Genomic DNA, 16,683 nt, shown 5'->3' on the forward strand with positions numbered 1-16,683 from the left:
GCTGTCCCCAATCAGCGATTTTACCAGCGGTAATGCGAGAAGGCGCGGTTGGCGTCCGCCATGCGGTGCGTGTCTTCGCGCTTCTTGACGGCGTTGCCGCGGTTGTTGGCCGCATCGAGCAGCTCACCCGACAGACGCGCTGCCATGGTGGTTTCCGGACGACCGCGCGCGGCGGTGATCAGCCAGCGGATCGCGAGGGCCTGAGCACGCTCGGGGCGCACTTCCACCGGCACCTGATAGGTCGCACCACCCACACGGCGGCTGCGCACTTCGACCTGCGGCTTCACGTTGTTCAGCGCATCGTGGAACAGCTGGATGGGATCGGCCTTGGCCTTGGCTTCGACCGTGGCGAGCGCGCCATAGACGATCTTTTCGGCAACAGCCTTCTTACCGTCGAGCATGAGGTTGTTCATGAACTTCGACAGGATCTGATCCCCGTACTGGGGATCGGGCAGGATGACCCGCTTTTCGGGACGACGACGACGTGACATGTTTTCGAACTCCTTCGTCGTTGGGGGCCTTGCCAGCCCGCGCCCCCGCCCTTCCACCCGGAAGGATACCATCAAGGGCGGAAGGGCGGGGGCGCGGGCTGGCAAGGCACCAAGCCCCGGGCGGATGCCCGGGGCGCACCCAACAAAAACTTCTTACTTCGGACGCTTGGCGCCGTACTTCGAACGCGACTGCTTGCGGTCCTTCACGCCCTGCGTGTCGAGCACGCCGCGCAGCACGTGATAGCGCACGCCGGGAAGGTCGCGCACACGCCCGCCGCGGATCAGCACGACGCTGTGCTCCTGCAGGTTGTGGCCTTCGCCCGGGATGTAGCTGATGACTTCGCGCTGGTTGGTCAGGCGGACCTTGGCCACCTTGCGCAGCGCCGAGTTCGGCTTCTTCGGGGTCGTCGTGTAGACGCGGGTGCAGACGCCGCGCTTCTGCGGGTTCTGCTCCATCGCAGGGACCTTGCTCTTGGCCTTCTGCGGAACGCGGCCCTTGCGGACCAGCTGGTTGATCGTCGGCATTAAGTTCTCACTTCACCAGAACGACCCGTCAGCCAAAGTGGGCACCGGTTTGGCGCCCGGACGGGTCGAAGTTAAATGGTGAGCACGGGTGCCGGACGATGTGGGGAGGAAGGTCGAAAACCCGAGCCCGTCATCCCGGGCTTGACCCGGGACCGCTGGCAGCAAGCGCCACATCACGTAGCGCGAACACCCTTGCCTCGCGGCAAGGTCAGGCCGAAACGCTCCACCCAATCGACGCGGCCCTTCGGCCACCGGGTTACTTTGACGACTGCCCCTCGTGGAAGGGACGAGGCCGCCAATGTTCAGCTCTTTCCGAGGGGGATACCCCCGGAGGATGCGCGCCCTTAGGCGGGTTTGGTCGGGGGGTCAAGGGTGGAGGTTGGATGGCGAGCGATGCCCTGCCCGTCACCCCGGACTTGATCCGGGGTTGGGCTTTCTTCACTAGGCTGGCAGGAAGCCCAGTTCATAGACCATCGGGCGCAGCTTTTCGGTGAGCGCGGCGTAGGCGGATTTGAACGGATCGAAATCGGTGAGTTCGTTGTCGCCATAGGCTTCAAGCGCGCGGCGCACCTGATACCAGCCCGCATCCGCGCGGTTCAGCTTGTATTCCTGCCTGATCTTGTTGGGGAAACTGATGGCGTGGAAGCGCTGGAACAGCTTGCGGCCTTCATCGAGCACCGCTTGCGCCTCGGGCGAAAACGCCATGCCCTTCATGTAGCGCACCATGAAGTCGCTTTCGAACCGCGCCTTGGCCCCGACTTCTGCTTCGGTGTAGGGGATGAAGTGATTGGTGAGGCTCCAGTCGCGATCATTCCAATGCAGCCCGTCTGCGCCTGCGGTAAGGTTGCTGCCGTTGAACAGCATCCAGACGAGGCAATCGGATTTGAACTCGTCCGAGAGCGGCTGCGAGGGTTGCAGGAACTGGTCGCGGTCGTTTAGCCATGTGGGCTTGATGAGCAGGCGCACAGTGAAGACCACAGCGGCCTGCCACAGGTTGTCCGGGGTAACGAAGAAGCCTCTTGCACTGCTATAGCCAGATGAGAGGAGGAAGGTTTTCGCAACGGCGTTCTGGAAGTCGTTACCCGCGCAATTTAGCCATGCAATAGCGCCCTCAGACCAGCGTGTTCCTCGCAAGTCTGCGCTCGATGTTGCCGGAGTGATCGCACCCTTGAGCGGGATGACCTCTTGCTTGTTCGATGGTTGCCTAACGACCCAATCGGTCAGAAGCTTCCGGCCATCGTAATTCAGGAATGTCTTCTCGCCGATCTGATTGCCTGCCTTGTCGAGCGCAACCGAAGTGACGTGGTTGATCGGCGTGCTCCCCGCCGTGTCCCAGATGAAAAAGCTGATAGGGAAATTGCCCTTCAGGCCTTCGAATGTGCGGCTGTGAACAGCAAAACCACCAAGGAAATCTGCGCGCCAAACATTTCGGAACTCGTTCAGTGTCGGGGTGCAAATGTATTTAACCTTGCTAAAGATCGCCAGTTTTGCGGTTGGCATCTCTTGGTAGGCGCGAGCGATGAACTGCATGAACAATTCATTGGTGGCCTTTCCGTATTGGGCCATTGCCGTTCGCGCAAACTGGGTGTTGGCTACGCCTAGCTTGTTTTCTCCGCCCGCCATTGGAACGGCGAGACCGCCACCCGTTGCCTCGGCGTATGGTGGATTGATTAGCACCAAGATCGGCTTTGCGCCCTTCTTGCCCTCGCGCGCATCGGCAATCGCCTGTCGCAGCGCCTGCGGCACCTTGCCCGACAGATCGTAATCAATCTCGCCGAAATCGGTCACATCGTCGTTGAGGTAATCATACTGGAAAATCTCGGCCCCGGCGAAGGCGGGGTTGCTGCGCATGATCGTCACGTCCTCTTCATCGAGCGTGGACATGAACACATTGCGCAGGTTGGAATGCTTGGCCTCCAGATTGCCGACGCCAGCGCACATGTCCCAGACGATGTATTTCTCCTGCCAGTTCGCGCCCAAAGTGGCGTTCAGCTGGTCATAGGCTTTGTCGACGATGTGCAGCGGGGTGTAGAAGGCGCCCTTGAACTTCTGATCGTCCATCGGCAGCAGGCTGTCGCGCCGTTCGAGCAGGTAGTGCCGGTGCTTCTGTTCCGGCGGGCGGTGGTAGATGTTCCAGAAATTGCGATAGCCGCGCTCGCTGGCGAGTTCGTATTGCTCGGCCCCGATGATGAACACCGGCTTGTCGCCGCTGAACAGCAGGCGCGCGGGCAGGTTGCGCATCGCTTCGTTGCGGCCATCATGCATGATGTCGGCAAAGAACAGCACGGCGTAATCGGCCTCGCGCTTCACGCCCAATTCCACCCCCACCATGGCCACCCATTTATCGAACACCTGCCGCAAATTGTTCGGCGTGATCGGCGTGCGGATGATGCGCCCCTCGCGCACGGCATCCTTCGCAGCCTTGATGAATTCGTCCTCGTAACCGTCGATCTGATAGAGGATGAAGTGGGTTTCGATGGTGGGGGCAATCTGGGCGGCGAGCGCCTTGTCGGCGGCAGAGCCGGACTTGGGCCAGACAATCGACTTGTCATCTAGGATTGGCAGGGCGTGTTCGGTCGCCATCAGGGCGGCTTTTTCGCGGTCGATCACGCACAGGAAGCCGGGGATAGGCTCACCGCGCTTTCGTGCGGCGCGGACGTAGACCAGCAATTGCGCGAACATCAGCAATGGCGGTGTTGGAGCCTCCTTTGCTTCGAACCAGATCTCGGGGGTCTGGATATCGACCAGCCCCTTGAACACGCTCTTGAGGCCAAGCGCCTTGATGTAGGCGTCCTTGACGTCTTCTTCCGTGCGGGCGCGTTGCAGTTCTTCGAGCAGGCTCAAGACGATAACTCCGACGATTGAAGGTGAAACAGCAGGAAGCCTAGCCCCGGGTCAAGCCCGGGGTGACGAAAGGGGAAAAGAAATTTCCTACTCCCCCGCCCTGTGCCACCCTGCCCGGCATGACCCTCCCCGCCCGGCCTCACGCACCACGCGCTCAGGATCGCGCCGCAGCCGTTACCAGCGCAAAACAAGCCCCCCTTCCCCTGTCCGTCAAGCGCGGGGAATCCTCACGATTATCAATGCAAATCAGGAATTTATCAAAACTGCGCCAGCTTGACAGGGTGTCAAGTTTGTCAAGTGCGCCGCGCCTCAGGGGGCGAGGTAGCTTACCAGCGCGCGCACCTTCTTTGATCGCCATTGCGGCGCGGGGGCGAGCAGCCAGTAGCTGCGGATCGCGGGTTCAGGCTCGGTGAGGGCGATGAGGCTCCCGCGCGCAATCGCGCTCTCGGCAAGGGCCAGCGGCAGGATCGTGCGCCCCATTCCGGCGAGCGCCGAGGCGAGCGCCTGTCCGGGGCTGCCGGCCTTGATGCAGGGGTTCACGCCTTGCGGAAGCGGCATCCCCGGCCAGTCGATCCACGCGTCCCGATGCTCGGGCGCGGCGACGGTGACGCGCAAGGCGGGGGCGAGCTGGACGCCTTGCAGATCCCCCGGCCCGTCGACCAGCCGGATCGCGAGATCGAGATTGGCCTCGGTGAAATCGGCGTGTTCGTCAGGGGCGAGGATGTATTGCACGCCGCCCGAATCCCTGGTCGTTTCGGACTGGAACTTCGCGAGGCGGGGGGCGAGCCATTCGGCGTAGAATTCGCGGGGGGTCGCGATGGTGTAGCGGTCGGAGGCCTGGCCCGCCTGCATCGCCGCGACGCTCTCCTCGAAGCGGAGGAAGCCCTCGCGCAAGGGATCGAGCCCGGCCTCGCCCTCGGGGGTCAGCTCGAGGCCCTTGGAGGTGCGGCGGAACAGGACGACGCCGAGCACGTCCTCCAATGCGCGGATCTGCTGGCCGACGGCGGCGGGGGTGACGGCAAGCTCGTCCGCGGCGCGGGTGAAGGACAGGTGCCGGGCGGCGGCATCGAACACGCGCAGGGCGTTGAGGGGCAGATGGGTGCGCTTCACGCTCCCGCGATTAGGCGCGCCCGCCCCGCCCTGCAAGCCTCAACGGGGGCTGCGGCCTTCGGCGGTCTCGGGCGCGGCGAGGGGGAAGAAGGGGATGCGGACTTCGGCCGGAGAACCGTCGGCGCGTTCGAAGGTGTAGAAGCCCTCCATCGAGCCGAACGGCGTCGTCAGCGGGCAACCGGAGACATAGTCGTGGCTTTCTCCGGGCTGGAGCAAGGGTTGCTCACCCACCACGCCCTCGCCATCGACGTGGTTGACCATGCCGCGCCCATCGGTGATCCGCCAGTGCCGGGTGCGCAGGCGCAGGGCTTCGTGCGAGGCGTTCTCGATGCGGATGTGATAGACCCAGAACCACTTTCCCGCTTCCGGATGCGACTGCTCCGGCAGGTAGTTGACGGCGACCCTCACGGTGACCCCGTCGGTGGTGGCGGCGTGCTGGAAGAATTCTTTCATGTCGCCCCCAAACTAGCGATTCTCTGATGGCTCACAAGACCCTCAACGCGCTTAACCACGGCTGTATCCCGACAGCCCGGTCGATTTCCTGATGGGCGCGCCGGGTCGTTCAGCCTATGCGTCGTTCGGGCAAGAGAAGGCGCATGGCGATGAAGGTGGACGTGGTCGGGCAGCTTTCACGGCGGAAGGCGCTGCGGGCAGGAGGAGCGGGCGTGATCGCGGGCTGGCTGAATGCCTGTGCGCCGCGCGTGCTGACCGGAGCCCCTGCCTCGGTTGTCATGCCGGTCGATCCGGCAGCAACCGCTGCGCCCGATCTGGTCGATCTGGCCCGCTTCGATCCGCGCTTCCGGTTCGACATCCGCTATGCCACGAGCGCCAATTTCATGGGCCGGGTGCTCTACCCCGTGGCCCGCGCCGTCGCGCAGCGCCCGGTGGCCGAGGCGCTTTCGCGCGTCCAGACCCGCGCCGAGGCCGTCGGATATGGCCTCCTGATCTTCGACGCCTATCGCCCCTGGCGCATCACGAAAATGATGTGGGACGAGACCCCGCCCGAAAAGCGCGAATTCGTCGCCGACCCGCGCACCGGATCGCGCCACAATCGCGGCTGTTCGATCGACCTGTCGCTGCACCGCGACGGCGCGGAGGTGGCGATGCCCAGCCCCTATGACGATTTCACCGCGGCCGCCTATCGCAGCAACACCGATGCTTCGCTCGAGGCGCTGGCCGCCAGCCGATTGTTGGAGGAATGGATGGTGGCCGAAGGCTTCGTCCCGCTCGCCAATGAATGGTGGCACTACGACTGGAAGGACTGGCGACGCTACCCGATCATGGATGTGCCGCTGGAGGATGTGACGGCGCGGTAAGCGCCCTATGAAGGACATCCGCGCACAGTGGTATCCGAGCGAAGCCATGCCTGCGTTTGGCGCCAAGGGCATAGATATTGCCATGCAAGAATCGTCGCCATTTGCTACGCGAATAAATGCTTTTTCCATTTTTTTGACCAAAAAAGGCGTATTCGGCGGCGAAAAAATTACGCGAAATTCAAGCGAGCGTCTTTATCCATCGCGTCAGGCGCGTTATCAAGCGCGGCGCATTGGGAGATCGCGATGTTGAAGCTTGCTGTCATGTCCGCTGCCCTTTCGGGCGCGGCTCTGCCGCCTGAAAACCCATTCCTTTCGGAAGGCGCGCCATCGGTCACGCACAATGATTCCGGGGCATCGGATGCGGTCGTCTTCGAAGGCCCGCGCGAGATCGGAGTGGTCGAACCCAGTCGGGTCAAGCGCATCCCAACGGGCCTGCTGACCATAAATTATGCCGGCCTGCTGCGCTATCCCGACGGAACGCAGGCAACCTGGAACACCAACAACAACCGCGTCACCAAGATCCGTATCGACAACGGGCGCTGGGAAGAACTCGCTTCTCTCCCGCTGGAGGGGATGAACCTGCTTTCGGCATTGCAGGTCGAAGCCCATCTCGGCGCCTTCGATGCCGCGCGCAGCGAAGCCGAACTGCGCGAATATCTGGCCAAGAACCTGCCTTACTATGCCGAAACCCAGGCACGCGAGGCCGGGATTTATTCGCTCGCCGACAACCGCGGGCATTTCTACGTCCTGACCCGCAAGGACATCCAGGTCTTCGGCCAGGTCGATCTGGACGATCCGCGCTCGGCGATCGTGTTGCTTCGCAAATGGGAGATCCCCGCCTCGCTCAAGCGCGACGCGGAGGCCCAGGCGCTGATGATCAGGCGGCTGGAGGCTGCCAGCATTCCGGTGACGGAGGAATTCCGCAAGGGGCTGGCGATGCTGCGCGACTTTCCGCTCGGTATCAACATGACCTATGATGGCCATCTGGTGTTCTCGATGGTGGGCGGGACGGTCGCGGTGATCGACCGCGATTTCACCGCGCCCCCGCAGGTCATCAAAGTGGATGGCGAGCTCTTCACCAATTCGCTCTCGGTCGATCCGCAAGGCGGGATTTACGCGGTCGGCGACCGGGAGATGCACAAGTTCGTATGGAAGAACGGAAGGCTGTCTGACAAGGAAAGCGACGGGGCCTGGTCATCGCCCTACGACCTTACCCAGAACCCGCTTCCCGGCGTGCGCGGAGGCGGCACCGGGTCGGGCACCACCGCCACGCTGCTCGGCTTCGGGCCCGACGAGGATCAACTGGTGGTGATCGCCGACGGCATGGAGCAGATGAATCTGGTCGCGTTCTGGCGCAACGCCATCCCCGAGGATCACCAGCAGCAGCCCGGCACGAAGTCGCGCCGGATCGCGGGACAGATAGCGGTGCGGATGGGCGGGGTCGATGCACCCTACATCCAGACCGAAGCCTCGCTGGGCGTGGCTGGCCCCTATGTCTTCGTGGTCAACGGCATGGCACCGGAGAATATCAAGCCGGACCTCGACAATCTTTTGGTGCAAGGGCCGTTCCGCACGCCGCCCAACGGGATCGAGATGTTCCGTTGGGATCATCAGGCGCATCGTTTCGACAGCCTGTGGGCGCGCAGCGATCTGAGCACGCCGGCCGCGATCATTCCGGTGCTGAGCACCACCAGTCGCCAAGCCTATGTCATGACCTGGGACGCGCGCGGCTGGAACATCACGGGTCTCGACTTCGACAGCGGCAAGACCGAAACCCAGATGACGCTCGGCCGCAGTCAGCAGTTCAATGGTGCCTGGGGCATCCTGCAATTGCTGCCCAATGGCGACGTTTTCATTCCGGGGCTGGCAGGGCCCGTGCGTGTCAGCAAGCAGCCCGAGCCCTAGGGCGCCCGCGTGTCGCTGAACGGTGCCACCGCGCAAGGGGGCACTGAACAGGTGCACGGCTTGGCAATGGCTGGCTAGCGGCTGGCCTTAAGGATAATCGGGGGTAGCGGTCGCAACCTCGCCAACCGTCCGGCTCGGCCAGCCCTGCCCTTCGGCTTGCCGCCGACCTGCTGGCGTTCTCGACCGGAAGAATAGCGCGCCGAAGCTGCCCCGGCCTCTTGCCCCTCACCCCTTCGCCAGTTCTTCCTCGACCTGCCCCAGCCGTTCCTTGCCGAAGAACATCTCGTCGCCCACCCACATCGTCGGGATGCCGAAGGCGCCGCGTTCGACCACGGCGTCGGTGTTGGCGGCAAGGCCCTGCTTGACCGCGTCGGTCTGAGCGCGGGCGAAGAGGTCGGCGGCGTCGAAGCCCGCTGCTGCCAGCACCGCGCCGATTGCCTGCGGATCGAACACGTCGAGCCCGTCTTCCCAGATCGGGCGCAGCAGCGCCTCGACGAACTGTACCCCTCGCCCGTCCTCGCAGGCGGCCTGGAGCATCCGCTGCAACGTGATCGAATTGAACGGGAATTGCGGGTGGAGGCGGTATCTCGTCAGGCCGTGCTTGGCGATGAAGCGGTCCATCTCCAGCTGGGCATAGGCGTTCTTGCCCTTGACCTCGGCATCGCGGATCATCGGCGGGGCATTGCCGGTAAGCTTGTGCATCCCGGCAAGGAACACCGGAATGACGTCCAGTTCCGCCTCATACTGATCGACCAGCTCGCGCAGCGGCCACCACACAAGGTAGGCATTGGGGGATACGAAATCGAAGACGAGTTCCACGCGTTTGGTCATGTGTCGTTCCCCTCAGATCCCCGCCGCGGCCAACGCCTGATCCATGTCCTCGACGAGGTCTTCGATGTCCTCCAGTCCGACGTTGATCCGAAGCAGCCCCTCGGTCACGCCCATCGCCGCGCGCGCTTCGTCTGTGAGGCCCGCATGGGTGGTCGAGGCCGGGTGGCACATCAGGCTGCGCGCATCGCCGATATTGTTCGAGATGTCGATCAGCCTCAGCGCGTCGAGGATCGCGAAGGCACGCGCCCGCGTGCCGACATCGAGCGCGAAGATCGGGCCGGTCGCGTCCATCTGCGCTTTCGCCAGATCGTGGCGCGGATGGCTCGGCAGGCCAGGGTGGAGCAGGTGTCCGCCTGCCGCCGTCACCCGCGGTTCAAGAAATTCGCCCAACGCCACGGCCTGTTCGGATTGCTTGAAGGCGCGCAAGGGGAGTGTCTCGAGCCCTTTCATCACCACCCAGGCGTTGAAGGCGCTGAGCGTCGGGCCGGTGTTGCGCTGGAACGGCATCAGCACCTCGTCGATCCACTGCTTGCTCGCGCAGATCGCGCCCGCCAGCACGCGGCCCTGCCCGTCCATCAGCTTGGTCGCCGAATAGGCCACCACATCCGCGCCGAACGCCATCGGACGCTGCAAGACGGGCGAGGCGAAGGCATTGTCGACCATCGTGGTGATCCCGTGCGCGCGGGCAAGGCCGCAGACATGCTTGAGATCGACGATATCGAGAGTCGGATTGGCCGGAGTCTCGAAGAAGAACACCTTGGTATTGGGCCGGATCGCGGCTTCCCATGCGGCATTGTCGGCGCTGTCGATCACGGTGGTGGCGATGCCGAACTTGGGCAGCAGGTTGTCCACCAGCCAGCGGCAGCTCCCAAAGGCGGCGCGCGCCGCAACCACATGATCGCCCGCCGAAAGCTGGCACAGCAGCGCCGCTGTCATCGCCGCCATCCCGCTTGCCTGCGTACGGCAGGCCTCTGCCCCCTCCATCAGCGCGATGCGTTCTTCGAGCATGGCGACGGTGGGGTTCTGAAGCCGCGAATAGGTCATGCCCACCGCCTCGCCCGCGAAGCGGTCGGCGACAGTCTGGGCATCGTCGTAGGTATAGCCCGAGGTGAGGAACAGCGCCTCGCTGGTCTCCCCATGCTCGCTGCGCCAGGTGCCGCCGCGCAGCGCGCGGGTAGCGGGGCGCCATTTGGCCGTGGCGGCGCGGTCCATGCCGGTGGTCTTCTTCATGGCGCGGCTCTCTAGGACGGCATGAGGCCGCTCGCAAGCAGGCCGTCGCGCGCGGTGGCTTCATGGCCGATTGCGGCAAGCATCATCGCGCCCTCGATCATGGTCAGCAGATAGCGCGCGCCGCCCTCCGGATCGGGATCGCCTGCCGGCATCTGCCCTTCGAGCCAGCCGAGCAGCTCGTCCATCATCGTCTGCGCGGCGGGGAGATAACCCGGCACCCCGCGCGCAGAACCCGCCACGATCTCCCACCACAGCACCGCAAAGGGCCGCATCTCCGGTGCCTCACCCTGCGCGAGGATCCGCGCCAGCACCTCGCCGCGCGTGTTCGCTCTGGCCTCCCCCAGGGCTGCATCCAGCGCGCCGGCATAGGCCCGGGCGAGATAGGCCAGAAGATCCGATATCAACGCTTCCTTGGTGCCAAAATGGTAGAGCAGCATCCGATCGCTCGTTCCTGCCGCCTTGGCCAGTGGTCGCAGGCTTGCTCCGCCCAGACCGTGCGCGAGCACGTGGGAAGCAAGCAGCGGCAGCAGGGTGTCCTTTGACATTGGAGGCTTTTGGGCAGGCTTGACCATACCGCTCTTGTAGCGCCTGCTACAACTGGCTACAAGCAGACGTAGCAATCGCTACATGAGTCGGAGATACATCACCATGCCCGAAAGCCTGACCCCATTTCTCGCTCTCGCCGGCGGCGGCCTGATCTGTGCCGTGGCGGCAATCCTTGCGATCATGCTGCGTCCCACGGCTCCGGGCAGCGCCTTGTTGGCGGCCGCGCTGGCGGCAGGCTTGGCAGCCTTTTCGGCGGTCACGATTTTCGCAGAAGGTGTCGTTCCTGTGATCCTCAACCACACCAGCAACCTGTGGGGCGTGCAGGTGTGGTGGGACTTGCTGCTGTCGCTCTCGGTTGCCTTTTTTCTTATCGTCCCGCGCGCCCGGGCGCAGGGCATGAACCTGTTGCCATGGACGATCTTCATCCTCGCCACGGCGAGCATCGGGTTGCTGGCGATGTGCGCGCGGCTGTTCTGGCTGGAACGACAGGCCGCCGCTTCGACGTGATCGCGCTTGCCCTCGTGCGCAGCCCTGCCTAAGCGCCGGGCCATGGCCGAGGCGCAAGCACCCCTCTCCGCTCCCGCACAGCCGCCGCAGCACCCGAGCGAGCCGCTGGTTTGGGCCGCCGCCCTGACGGGGCTCTACGCGCTGCTTGCGGGCTGGCGGCTGACGACGCCTTCCATCCCGTATTTTGATGAGGTGCATTACCTGCCCGCCGCGCGCGAGATGCTGGCGGCATGGGAGACGGGACAAGGCCTCTATCTCAACCGCGAACACCCGCTGCTTGGCAAGGCGCTGATGGCAGCTGGCATGGCGCTGGCGGGCGACAACCCGCTGGGCTGGCGGATCATGCCGCTGCTGGCGGGGACGCTGGCCTTGTTCGCGAGCATGCGCGCGCTGTGGCACGCGAGCGGCGACCGGTTCGCCGCAATCGCCTTCGGCGTGCTGCTGGCAACCGGCTTTCATCTTTTCGTGCAATCGCGCATCGCCATGCTCGACATTTTCATGGCCGCCTTCCTTGCGGTTGCAGCGTGGCAGTTTGCCGGGGCCTGTGCCGAGCCGGAAAAGGGCCGCTGGCGACTGGCGCTGACCGGCATCGCGCTAGGCTGTGCGATGGGGGCGAAGTGGAACGCGATAACGCTGGCGATGTTGCCGGGGCTGGCGTTTCTTGCAGCCCGCCTGTCCGCCGGACGCCGCCGTCTGCTGCTCTCGCGCCGCGGTGCGCCGGTGCCGGGGATTCGGCTGATCGAGGCCTTCGTATGGCTCGGCATCTTGCCGCTTGGCGTCTACGCAGCGACCTTTGCGCCGGGATACTGGTTGGCCGACACGCTCGGCCCCTCGCCGCTCGCGCAAAATGGCCTGATCGCTCTGCACCGCGAAATCTTCGCCCTTCAGAGCCAGCTGATGACCCCGCACACCTATATGAGCACCTGGGATCAGTGGGTGCTGAACACGCGCGGGATCTGGTATCTTTATGAAGCGGTGGATGGGGCGCAGCGCGGCCTGCTGCTGATCGGAAATCCGTTGACGATGCTGCTGGGCCTGCCCGCGCTGGCATGGTGCCTGGCAAGCGGCGCGTGGCGCGGTGACTGGGCGAAGCTGGCCGTGGTGATCGGCTATGCCGCAAGCCTAGGCCTGTGGCTGATCGCCCCCAAGCCGGTGCAGTTCTATTATCATTATTTCGTGCCGAGTGCCTTTCTGTTGGCGGCGCTGGCACTGGCGCTGTCAGACCTGCGCCGTGCGGGATGGGGCGCGTGGCTGGCGTGGGGAACGCTGGCAGGCTCTGCGGCGCTGTTCGCTGTGTTCCACCCGATCCTCAGCGCCGCCCCGCTCGACGCCCCGGACAGCTTCGTCACATGGATGTGGATCGAAGGGTGGCGGTGATTTTTTCGTTTTCCGCACGCCATCCGGCGTGCGAAATCCTCGCTCATGCGGGCTGACACCCGCGTCGCTGCGGGCGGCCGGTCGGCCTTGCGGTCGCTATGCGACCGAAGTTCACAATCGGCCCCGCTCTTTCAGAACCTCCCCCAGACGAAGCGGCTGGACAGGGCGTAGTTCCACACGGATCCCACCACGATCCCCGCCAGCGCCGCGAATGCCCAGAATAGGCCCTGCCCTTCCAGAAAGGTCGCAATCGCAACATTGGCGAAGGCCCCCACCGCGCAGGTCGCGCAGAACCCCAGCCAGCCACGCAGCAGCGCACCCCAGCCCTTCAGCCGCTTGTCGCGATAGGTCAGCCAGTTGTTGAGCCAGAAGTTGAAGCTCATCGCTACCAGTACCGCCGCGGTTTGCGCCAGCGCAAACCGCTCGCCAAAGCTGAACAGCAGGCTGGTCAGCACCGCAAAATGTACCACCACGCCCAGCGCACCGACGGTGCCGAACAGGGCAAAGCGGGTGGGGATCACCCGGCCAAGGGTCTTGTCGTAAAGCCCGGCAAGGAAATCGAACAGCACGGCACGGTCCAGCTTGCTTTCTCCCTCACGGCGGGCGGCGAATTGCAGCGGGAGTTCCTTCACCCGCAGCGGCCTGTCCGATGTCGCCAGCAGGTCGAGCAGGATCTTGAACCCGATCCCTGACAGGCGCGGCACCAGCGCCCGGGCGTGGGCGGCAGAGAGCATGAAATAGCCGCTCATCGGATCGCTGAGCGCCACGCCCGTCAAGCGGCGCGCCACCCGGTTGGCGAAGGCCGACAGCCGCTCGCGTTCGGGCGCGGCCCAATTGGCTGTACTGGCCCCCTGCATGAAGCGGCTGGCGACGCAGACCTCGGCCTCGCCCGCCTTCAAACTCGCCAGCATCGCGGGGAGCAGCGCGGGATCGTGCTGGTGATCGGCGTCCATCACCGCCACGAAAGGCGCCGCCGTGGCGCAAAAGCCTTCAATCGCCGCACTGGCAAGGCCCCGCCGTCCGATACGCTGGATCACCCGCACGCGCGGGTCGCTGACCGCCAGCGCACGCGCCTCGTCGGCAGTCCCATCGCGGCTGTCATCATCGACAATGATGACTTCCCACGCGGTATCGCCCATCGCTGCATCAATCCGATCGACCAGCGGCGCGAGGTTCCCGCGCTCGTTGAGGGTCGGCAGGATGATTGCAAGGTCGAGCGGCATCCGCTTACAGGCGCGCGCGCACCGCCTCGCCGATTGCCGCCGTGCCGTGGCTGCCGCCGAGATCGCCGCCGAGAATTCCGTCGGCCAGAGCCATCGCCACCGCGTTCTCGATCCGTGCGGCCTCGGTCTCCATCCCGAAGGAATGGCGCAGCATCATTGCGGCGGAAAGGATCGTCGCCATCGGATTGGCCTTGCCCTGCCCGGCAATATCAGGCGCGCTGCCGTGGATCGGCTCGTAAAGGCCGAAGGTGCCGAACGCGGTCTCGCGCTCGCCCAGCGAGGCGCTCGGCAAAAGCCCGATGGAACCGACCGCCGCGCTGGCAAGGTCGGACAGAATGTCGCCGAACAGGTTGCCCGTCAGCACCACGCCGAAGCGGTCGGGGTGGCTCACGACCTGCATTGCGGCGTTATCGACATACATGTGATCAAGCGTCACATCCGGATATCCGGCAGCGACTTCCAGCACCACATCGCGCCACAGCTGGCTGGTTTCGAGCACATTGGCCTTGTCGACACTGGTGAGCGGCAGGCCTGCCGATTGCGCCGCGCGGAAGGCGACATGGGCGATGCGGCGCACCTCGCGTTCGGCATAGGACATCGCGTCCCACCCCTCACGCTCGCCCGCATCCGTGGTGCGCTGGCCCTTGGCGCCGAAATAGACATCGCCCGTCAGCTCGCGCACGATCAGCATGTCGAGCCCGGAGGCAATGTCGGCGCGCAGGGGCGAAAGACGCTCCAGCCCTGCGAACACCCGCGCCGGGCGCAGATTGGCGAACAGGCCCAGGTGTTTCCTCAGGCCAAGGATTGCCTGTTCCGGGCGCAGGTGGCGCTCCAACGCGTCGCAGGTCGGATCACCCACCGCACCGAACAGGATCGCGTCGGCCTCACGCGCCATCGCCAGCGTTTCTTCGGGCAGGGGGTGGCCATGGCGGTGGTACGCCGCGCCGCCGACATCGCCGGTGAACAGGGTCAGGCCGGGGAGCGCGAGGCTTTCGAGCACAGCGACCGCCTCAGCTGTCACTTCCGGGCCGATCCCGTCGCCGGGCAGGACTGCAATCTTCATGGGTGTTCCACTTTCACACAAGGCGCGCGAGCCGCTCGGTCAGCAGTCGCCGCGCGGCCATAACATCGCCTTTGCGCCCTGCAAGCAGGTAGTGTTCCAGCTGCCGCTCCAGCAACGCCAGTGCCTCAAGCTGCGCAGGCAGATCGGGCGCATCGGGCAAGGGACCGCCGCCATAGCCCAACTCGCGCAGCAGCATCGTTTCATAGGCGATCAGCCCGCTCACCCACCCGCGCGCCGACGGGGCAAGCGCAATCGCATCAAGCAGCGCATCGAGCGCGTCGACAAGTGCCGGGTAAGGCTGGCGTTCCGGCAGCGCGGCAGCGGCCAGCGCACAAACCCACTGGATCGCGGCAGCAGGCAGGGGCTCCGTCATCAGCGCGGCGCGCGAATGTTCCAGCTCCAGCCGTGCAAAGGGCAACTGGCTGGCCGAACGGGTCGTGAGTTCGCAAGCGACGCGGTTACCCGGCACCATTACCGCGCGCATCTGCCGTCCGCGCCCGCCTGCGACATAGGCGGCGACAAGGCCATGATCAGTGGTAAGCAGCCGTGCGATGGCGCCGGTCTCTCCCTGAGGGCGAGCCGCCAGCAGGATGGCAGAGGCGCGCAGGTTCATCGCCAGCCGCGCCTCTTACCTCTGCTCGCGCCGGGGCGTTACTTCTTGGCCGACTTGGCTTCCAGCGCAGCGAGGCGCGCTTCGAGCGCGTCGGCCTGTTCGCGCGCCTTCTGCGCCATGGCCTTGACCGTCTCGAACTCCTCGCGGGAGACGAAATCGATCCCGCCGAAGGCTTCGCGCAGCCGCTCACGCGCGCTTTCGCGGGCTTCGCGGCTCATGCCCGCCATGGTTCCGGCGGCCGAGTTGGCGAGTTTGACGAGGTCGGCGATGATCGGGTTCTGGCTTTGCATGGCTGCTCTTTGGAGATGGGCAGCGCGCTTGTCCAGTCCGCCAAAGTCACAATTCCACCCGGGTCTCCGCGCCGTTGCCGCCGCGCGGGCCGCCATCCGGGTTCGCCGTGATGAACTGGTAGTTCAGCACCCCGGCAAAGCACAGCCACGCCAGATAGGGCAGCAGCAGATACACCGCCCCGCGCCGCACCCGCCAGATCAGCGCCAGCGCGACCGCCAAGCTGGCAATGCCGAAGCCCAGCACCATCAGCCCGGCGATCATGTCCTGCATCCCGAAAAACACCGCCGTCCAGCTCTGTGTGCCGATGAAGTGGATGGCAAAGACGATCAGCGCCAGCCCACGGCCCTGCGCGCCCCAGGCGCTGGCGACCAAGGCCAGGGCAAGGCCGATGGCCACGAACAGGATGCTCCAGACGATCCCGAAGGCTGCCGGCGGGGGATAGATCCCCGGCTTTGTCAGCCCCGCAAACCATGCCGTGTTCGGCCCACCCAATTGCCCTGCGGCAAAGCCGATCAGCACGATCAGCGGCACCGTGAACAGCGCCCAGCGCAGGAAACTCGCACGCAATTGTTCTTTGGAAGCAAGGACGTTCATGGACCCTCCAGGTGTCCCGTCAGCGCCGCTGCGACAGCAAGCGCCCCGTGCCGGACGGCGCCGCGTTACCAGAGCCAGCGGCCAAGGCCAATCTCTTGCCGCATAATTGCCCCGCTCTGGGCCACCACCCGAGGCGCACTGCAAAAATTGTGGTGAAAATCGGGCAGAGGTGCAGGAAAGGCTTTGGGCAGCGCGAAAGTCTCTGCTAGAGCTTGCC

The 16,683-nt window shown here is 64.9% G+C and carries 18 protein-coding genes; 5 read left to right on the forward strand and 13 right to left on the reverse strand.

All coding sequences use genetic code 11. The annotated features are described in order from the left end of the window. Positions 1–20: 20 nt before the first annotated feature. The 5 genes from rpsG to apaG all read right to left on the reverse strand — a co-directional run bounded on the left by rpsG (position 21) and on the right by apaG (position 5,423). Positions 21–491, reverse strand: a complete 471-nt coding sequence (gene rpsG, locus CHX26_RS12700) for a 30S ribosomal protein S7 (RefSeq protein WP_069310558.1) — start codon at positions 489–491, stop codon at positions 21–23. A gap of 153 nt (positions 492–644) precedes the next feature. After that, the gene (gene rpsL / locus CHX26_RS12705) at positions 645–1,016 is read right to left on the reverse strand and encodes a 30S ribosomal protein S12 (RefSeq protein WP_006831873.1); all 372 of its coding nucleotides are present in this window, start codon (positions 1,014–1,016) and stop codon (positions 645–647) included. A gap of 441 nt (positions 1,017–1,457) precedes the next feature. After that, positions 1,458–3,860, reverse strand: coding sequence for a hypothetical protein (locus CHX26_RS12710; RefSeq protein WP_104942679.1), 2,403 nt, complete (start codon positions 3,858–3,860; stop codon positions 1,458–1,460). Between the two features lie 309 nt (positions 3,861–4,169). Further along, complete coding sequence (locus CHX26_RS12715) at positions 4,170–4,970, reverse strand: LysR family transcriptional regulator (RefSeq protein ID WP_104942680.1); 801 nt, start codon at positions 4,968–4,970, stop codon at positions 4,170–4,172. A 39-nt stretch (positions 4,971–5,009) separates the two neighbouring features. After that, on the reverse strand, positions 5,010–5,423 hold the full coding sequence (gene apaG / locus CHX26_RS12720; RefSeq protein ID WP_104942681.1) for a Co2+/Mg2+ efflux protein ApaG: 414 nt from the start codon (positions 5,421–5,423) through the stop codon (positions 5,010–5,012). Positions 5,424–5,566: 143 nt separating this feature from the next. Between apaG and CHX26_RS12725 the strand changes: the two genes are divergently transcribed. From CHX26_RS12725 to CHX26_RS12730, 3 genes are read left to right on the forward strand one after another with little or no spacing between them, the layout of a single operon-like run. Next, positions 5,567–6,286: a M15 family metallopeptidase gene (locus CHX26_RS12725; RefSeq protein ID WP_172449828.1), complete on the forward strand. Its 720-nt coding sequence runs from the start codon at positions 5,567–5,569 to the stop codon at positions 6,284–6,286. A gap of 7 nt (positions 6,287–6,293) precedes the next feature. Continuing rightward, on the forward strand, positions 6,294–6,536 hold the full coding sequence (locus tag CHX26_RS15755) for a hypothetical protein (protein ID WP_146107736.1): 243 nt from the start codon (positions 6,294–6,296) through the stop codon (positions 6,534–6,536). Then, positions 6,530–8,191 (forward strand): hypothetical protein, encoded by a 1,662-nt coding sequence (locus CHX26_RS12730; RefSeq protein ID WP_172449830.1) that lies wholly within the window; start codon positions 6,530–6,532, stop codon positions 8,189–8,191. Before CHX26_RS15755 ends, CHX26_RS12730 begins: the two co-directional genes overlap by 7 nt. 225 nt (positions 8,192–8,416) lie before the next feature. Here CHX26_RS12730 and CHX26_RS12735 read toward each other — a convergent pair whose 3' ends face one another. From CHX26_RS12735 to CHX26_RS12745, 3 genes are read right to left on the reverse strand one after another with little or no spacing between them, the layout of a single operon-like run. Continuing rightward, a complete protein-coding gene (locus CHX26_RS12735; RefSeq protein ID WP_104942684.1) occupies positions 8,417–9,022 on the reverse strand; it encodes a 2-hydroxychromene-2-carboxylate isomerase in 606 nt (201 codons plus the stop codon). A gap of 12 nt (positions 9,023–9,034) precedes the next feature. Beyond that, complete coding sequence (locus CHX26_RS12740; protein ID WP_104942685.1) at positions 9,035–10,252, reverse strand: trans-sulfuration enzyme family protein; 1,218 nt, start codon at positions 10,250–10,252, stop codon at positions 9,035–9,037. An 11-nt stretch (positions 10,253–10,263) separates the two neighbouring features. After that, positions 10,264–10,797, reverse strand: a complete 534-nt coding sequence (locus CHX26_RS12745) for a TetR/AcrR family transcriptional regulator (RefSeq protein ID WP_104942686.1) — start codon at positions 10,795–10,797, stop codon at positions 10,264–10,266. 82 nt (positions 10,798–10,879) lie between these two features. On the opposite strand from CHX26_RS12745, the gene CHX26_RS12750 reads away from it, so the two are divergent. Next, positions 10,880–11,305 (forward strand): hypothetical protein, encoded by a 426-nt coding sequence (locus CHX26_RS12750; protein WP_233997155.1) that lies wholly within the window; start codon positions 10,880–10,882, stop codon positions 11,303–11,305. A gap of 42 nt (positions 11,306–11,347) precedes the next feature. Beyond that, positions 11,348–12,682 (forward strand): phospholipid carrier-dependent glycosyltransferase, encoded by a 1,335-nt coding sequence (locus tag CHX26_RS12755; protein ID WP_104942688.1) that lies wholly within the window; start codon positions 11,348–11,350, stop codon positions 12,680–12,682. 131 nt (positions 12,683–12,813) lie between these two features. Here CHX26_RS12755 and CHX26_RS12760 read toward each other — a convergent pair whose 3' ends face one another. The 5 genes from CHX26_RS12760 to CHX26_RS12780 are packed head-to-tail and all read right to left on the reverse strand — an operon-like array spanning position 12,814 to position 16,466. Next, positions 12,814–13,905, reverse strand: a complete 1,092-nt coding sequence (locus CHX26_RS12760; protein ID WP_104942689.1) for a glycosyltransferase family 2 protein — start codon at positions 13,903–13,905, stop codon at positions 12,814–12,816. 4 nt (positions 13,906–13,909) lie between these two features. Next, positions 13,910–14,968: a 3-isopropylmalate dehydrogenase gene (gene leuB, locus CHX26_RS12765; protein ID WP_104942690.1), complete on the reverse strand. Its 1,059-nt coding sequence runs from the start codon at positions 14,966–14,968 to the stop codon at positions 13,910–13,912. 13 nt (positions 14,969–14,981) lie between these two features. Beyond that, a complete protein-coding gene (gene recO / locus CHX26_RS12770; RefSeq protein ID WP_104942691.1) occupies positions 14,982–15,581 on the reverse strand; it encodes a DNA repair protein RecO in 600 nt (199 codons plus the stop codon). Between the two features lie 38 nt (positions 15,582–15,619). After that, complete coding sequence (locus tag CHX26_RS12775; protein WP_104942692.1) at positions 15,620–15,871, reverse strand: accessory factor UbiK family protein; 252 nt, start codon at positions 15,869–15,871, stop codon at positions 15,620–15,622. A gap of 46 nt (positions 15,872–15,917) precedes the next feature. After that, positions 15,918–16,466: a TspO/MBR family protein gene (locus CHX26_RS12780; RefSeq protein ID WP_104942693.1), complete on the reverse strand. Its 549-nt coding sequence runs from the start codon at positions 16,464–16,466 to the stop codon at positions 15,918–15,920. Between the last annotated feature and the right edge of the window lie 217 nt (positions 16,467–16,683).

The sequence above is a fragment of the Porphyrobacter sp. HT-58-2 genome, assembly GCF_002952215.1.
Taxonomy (GTDB): domain Bacteria; phylum Pseudomonadota; class Alphaproteobacteria; order Sphingomonadales; family Sphingomonadaceae; genus Erythrobacter.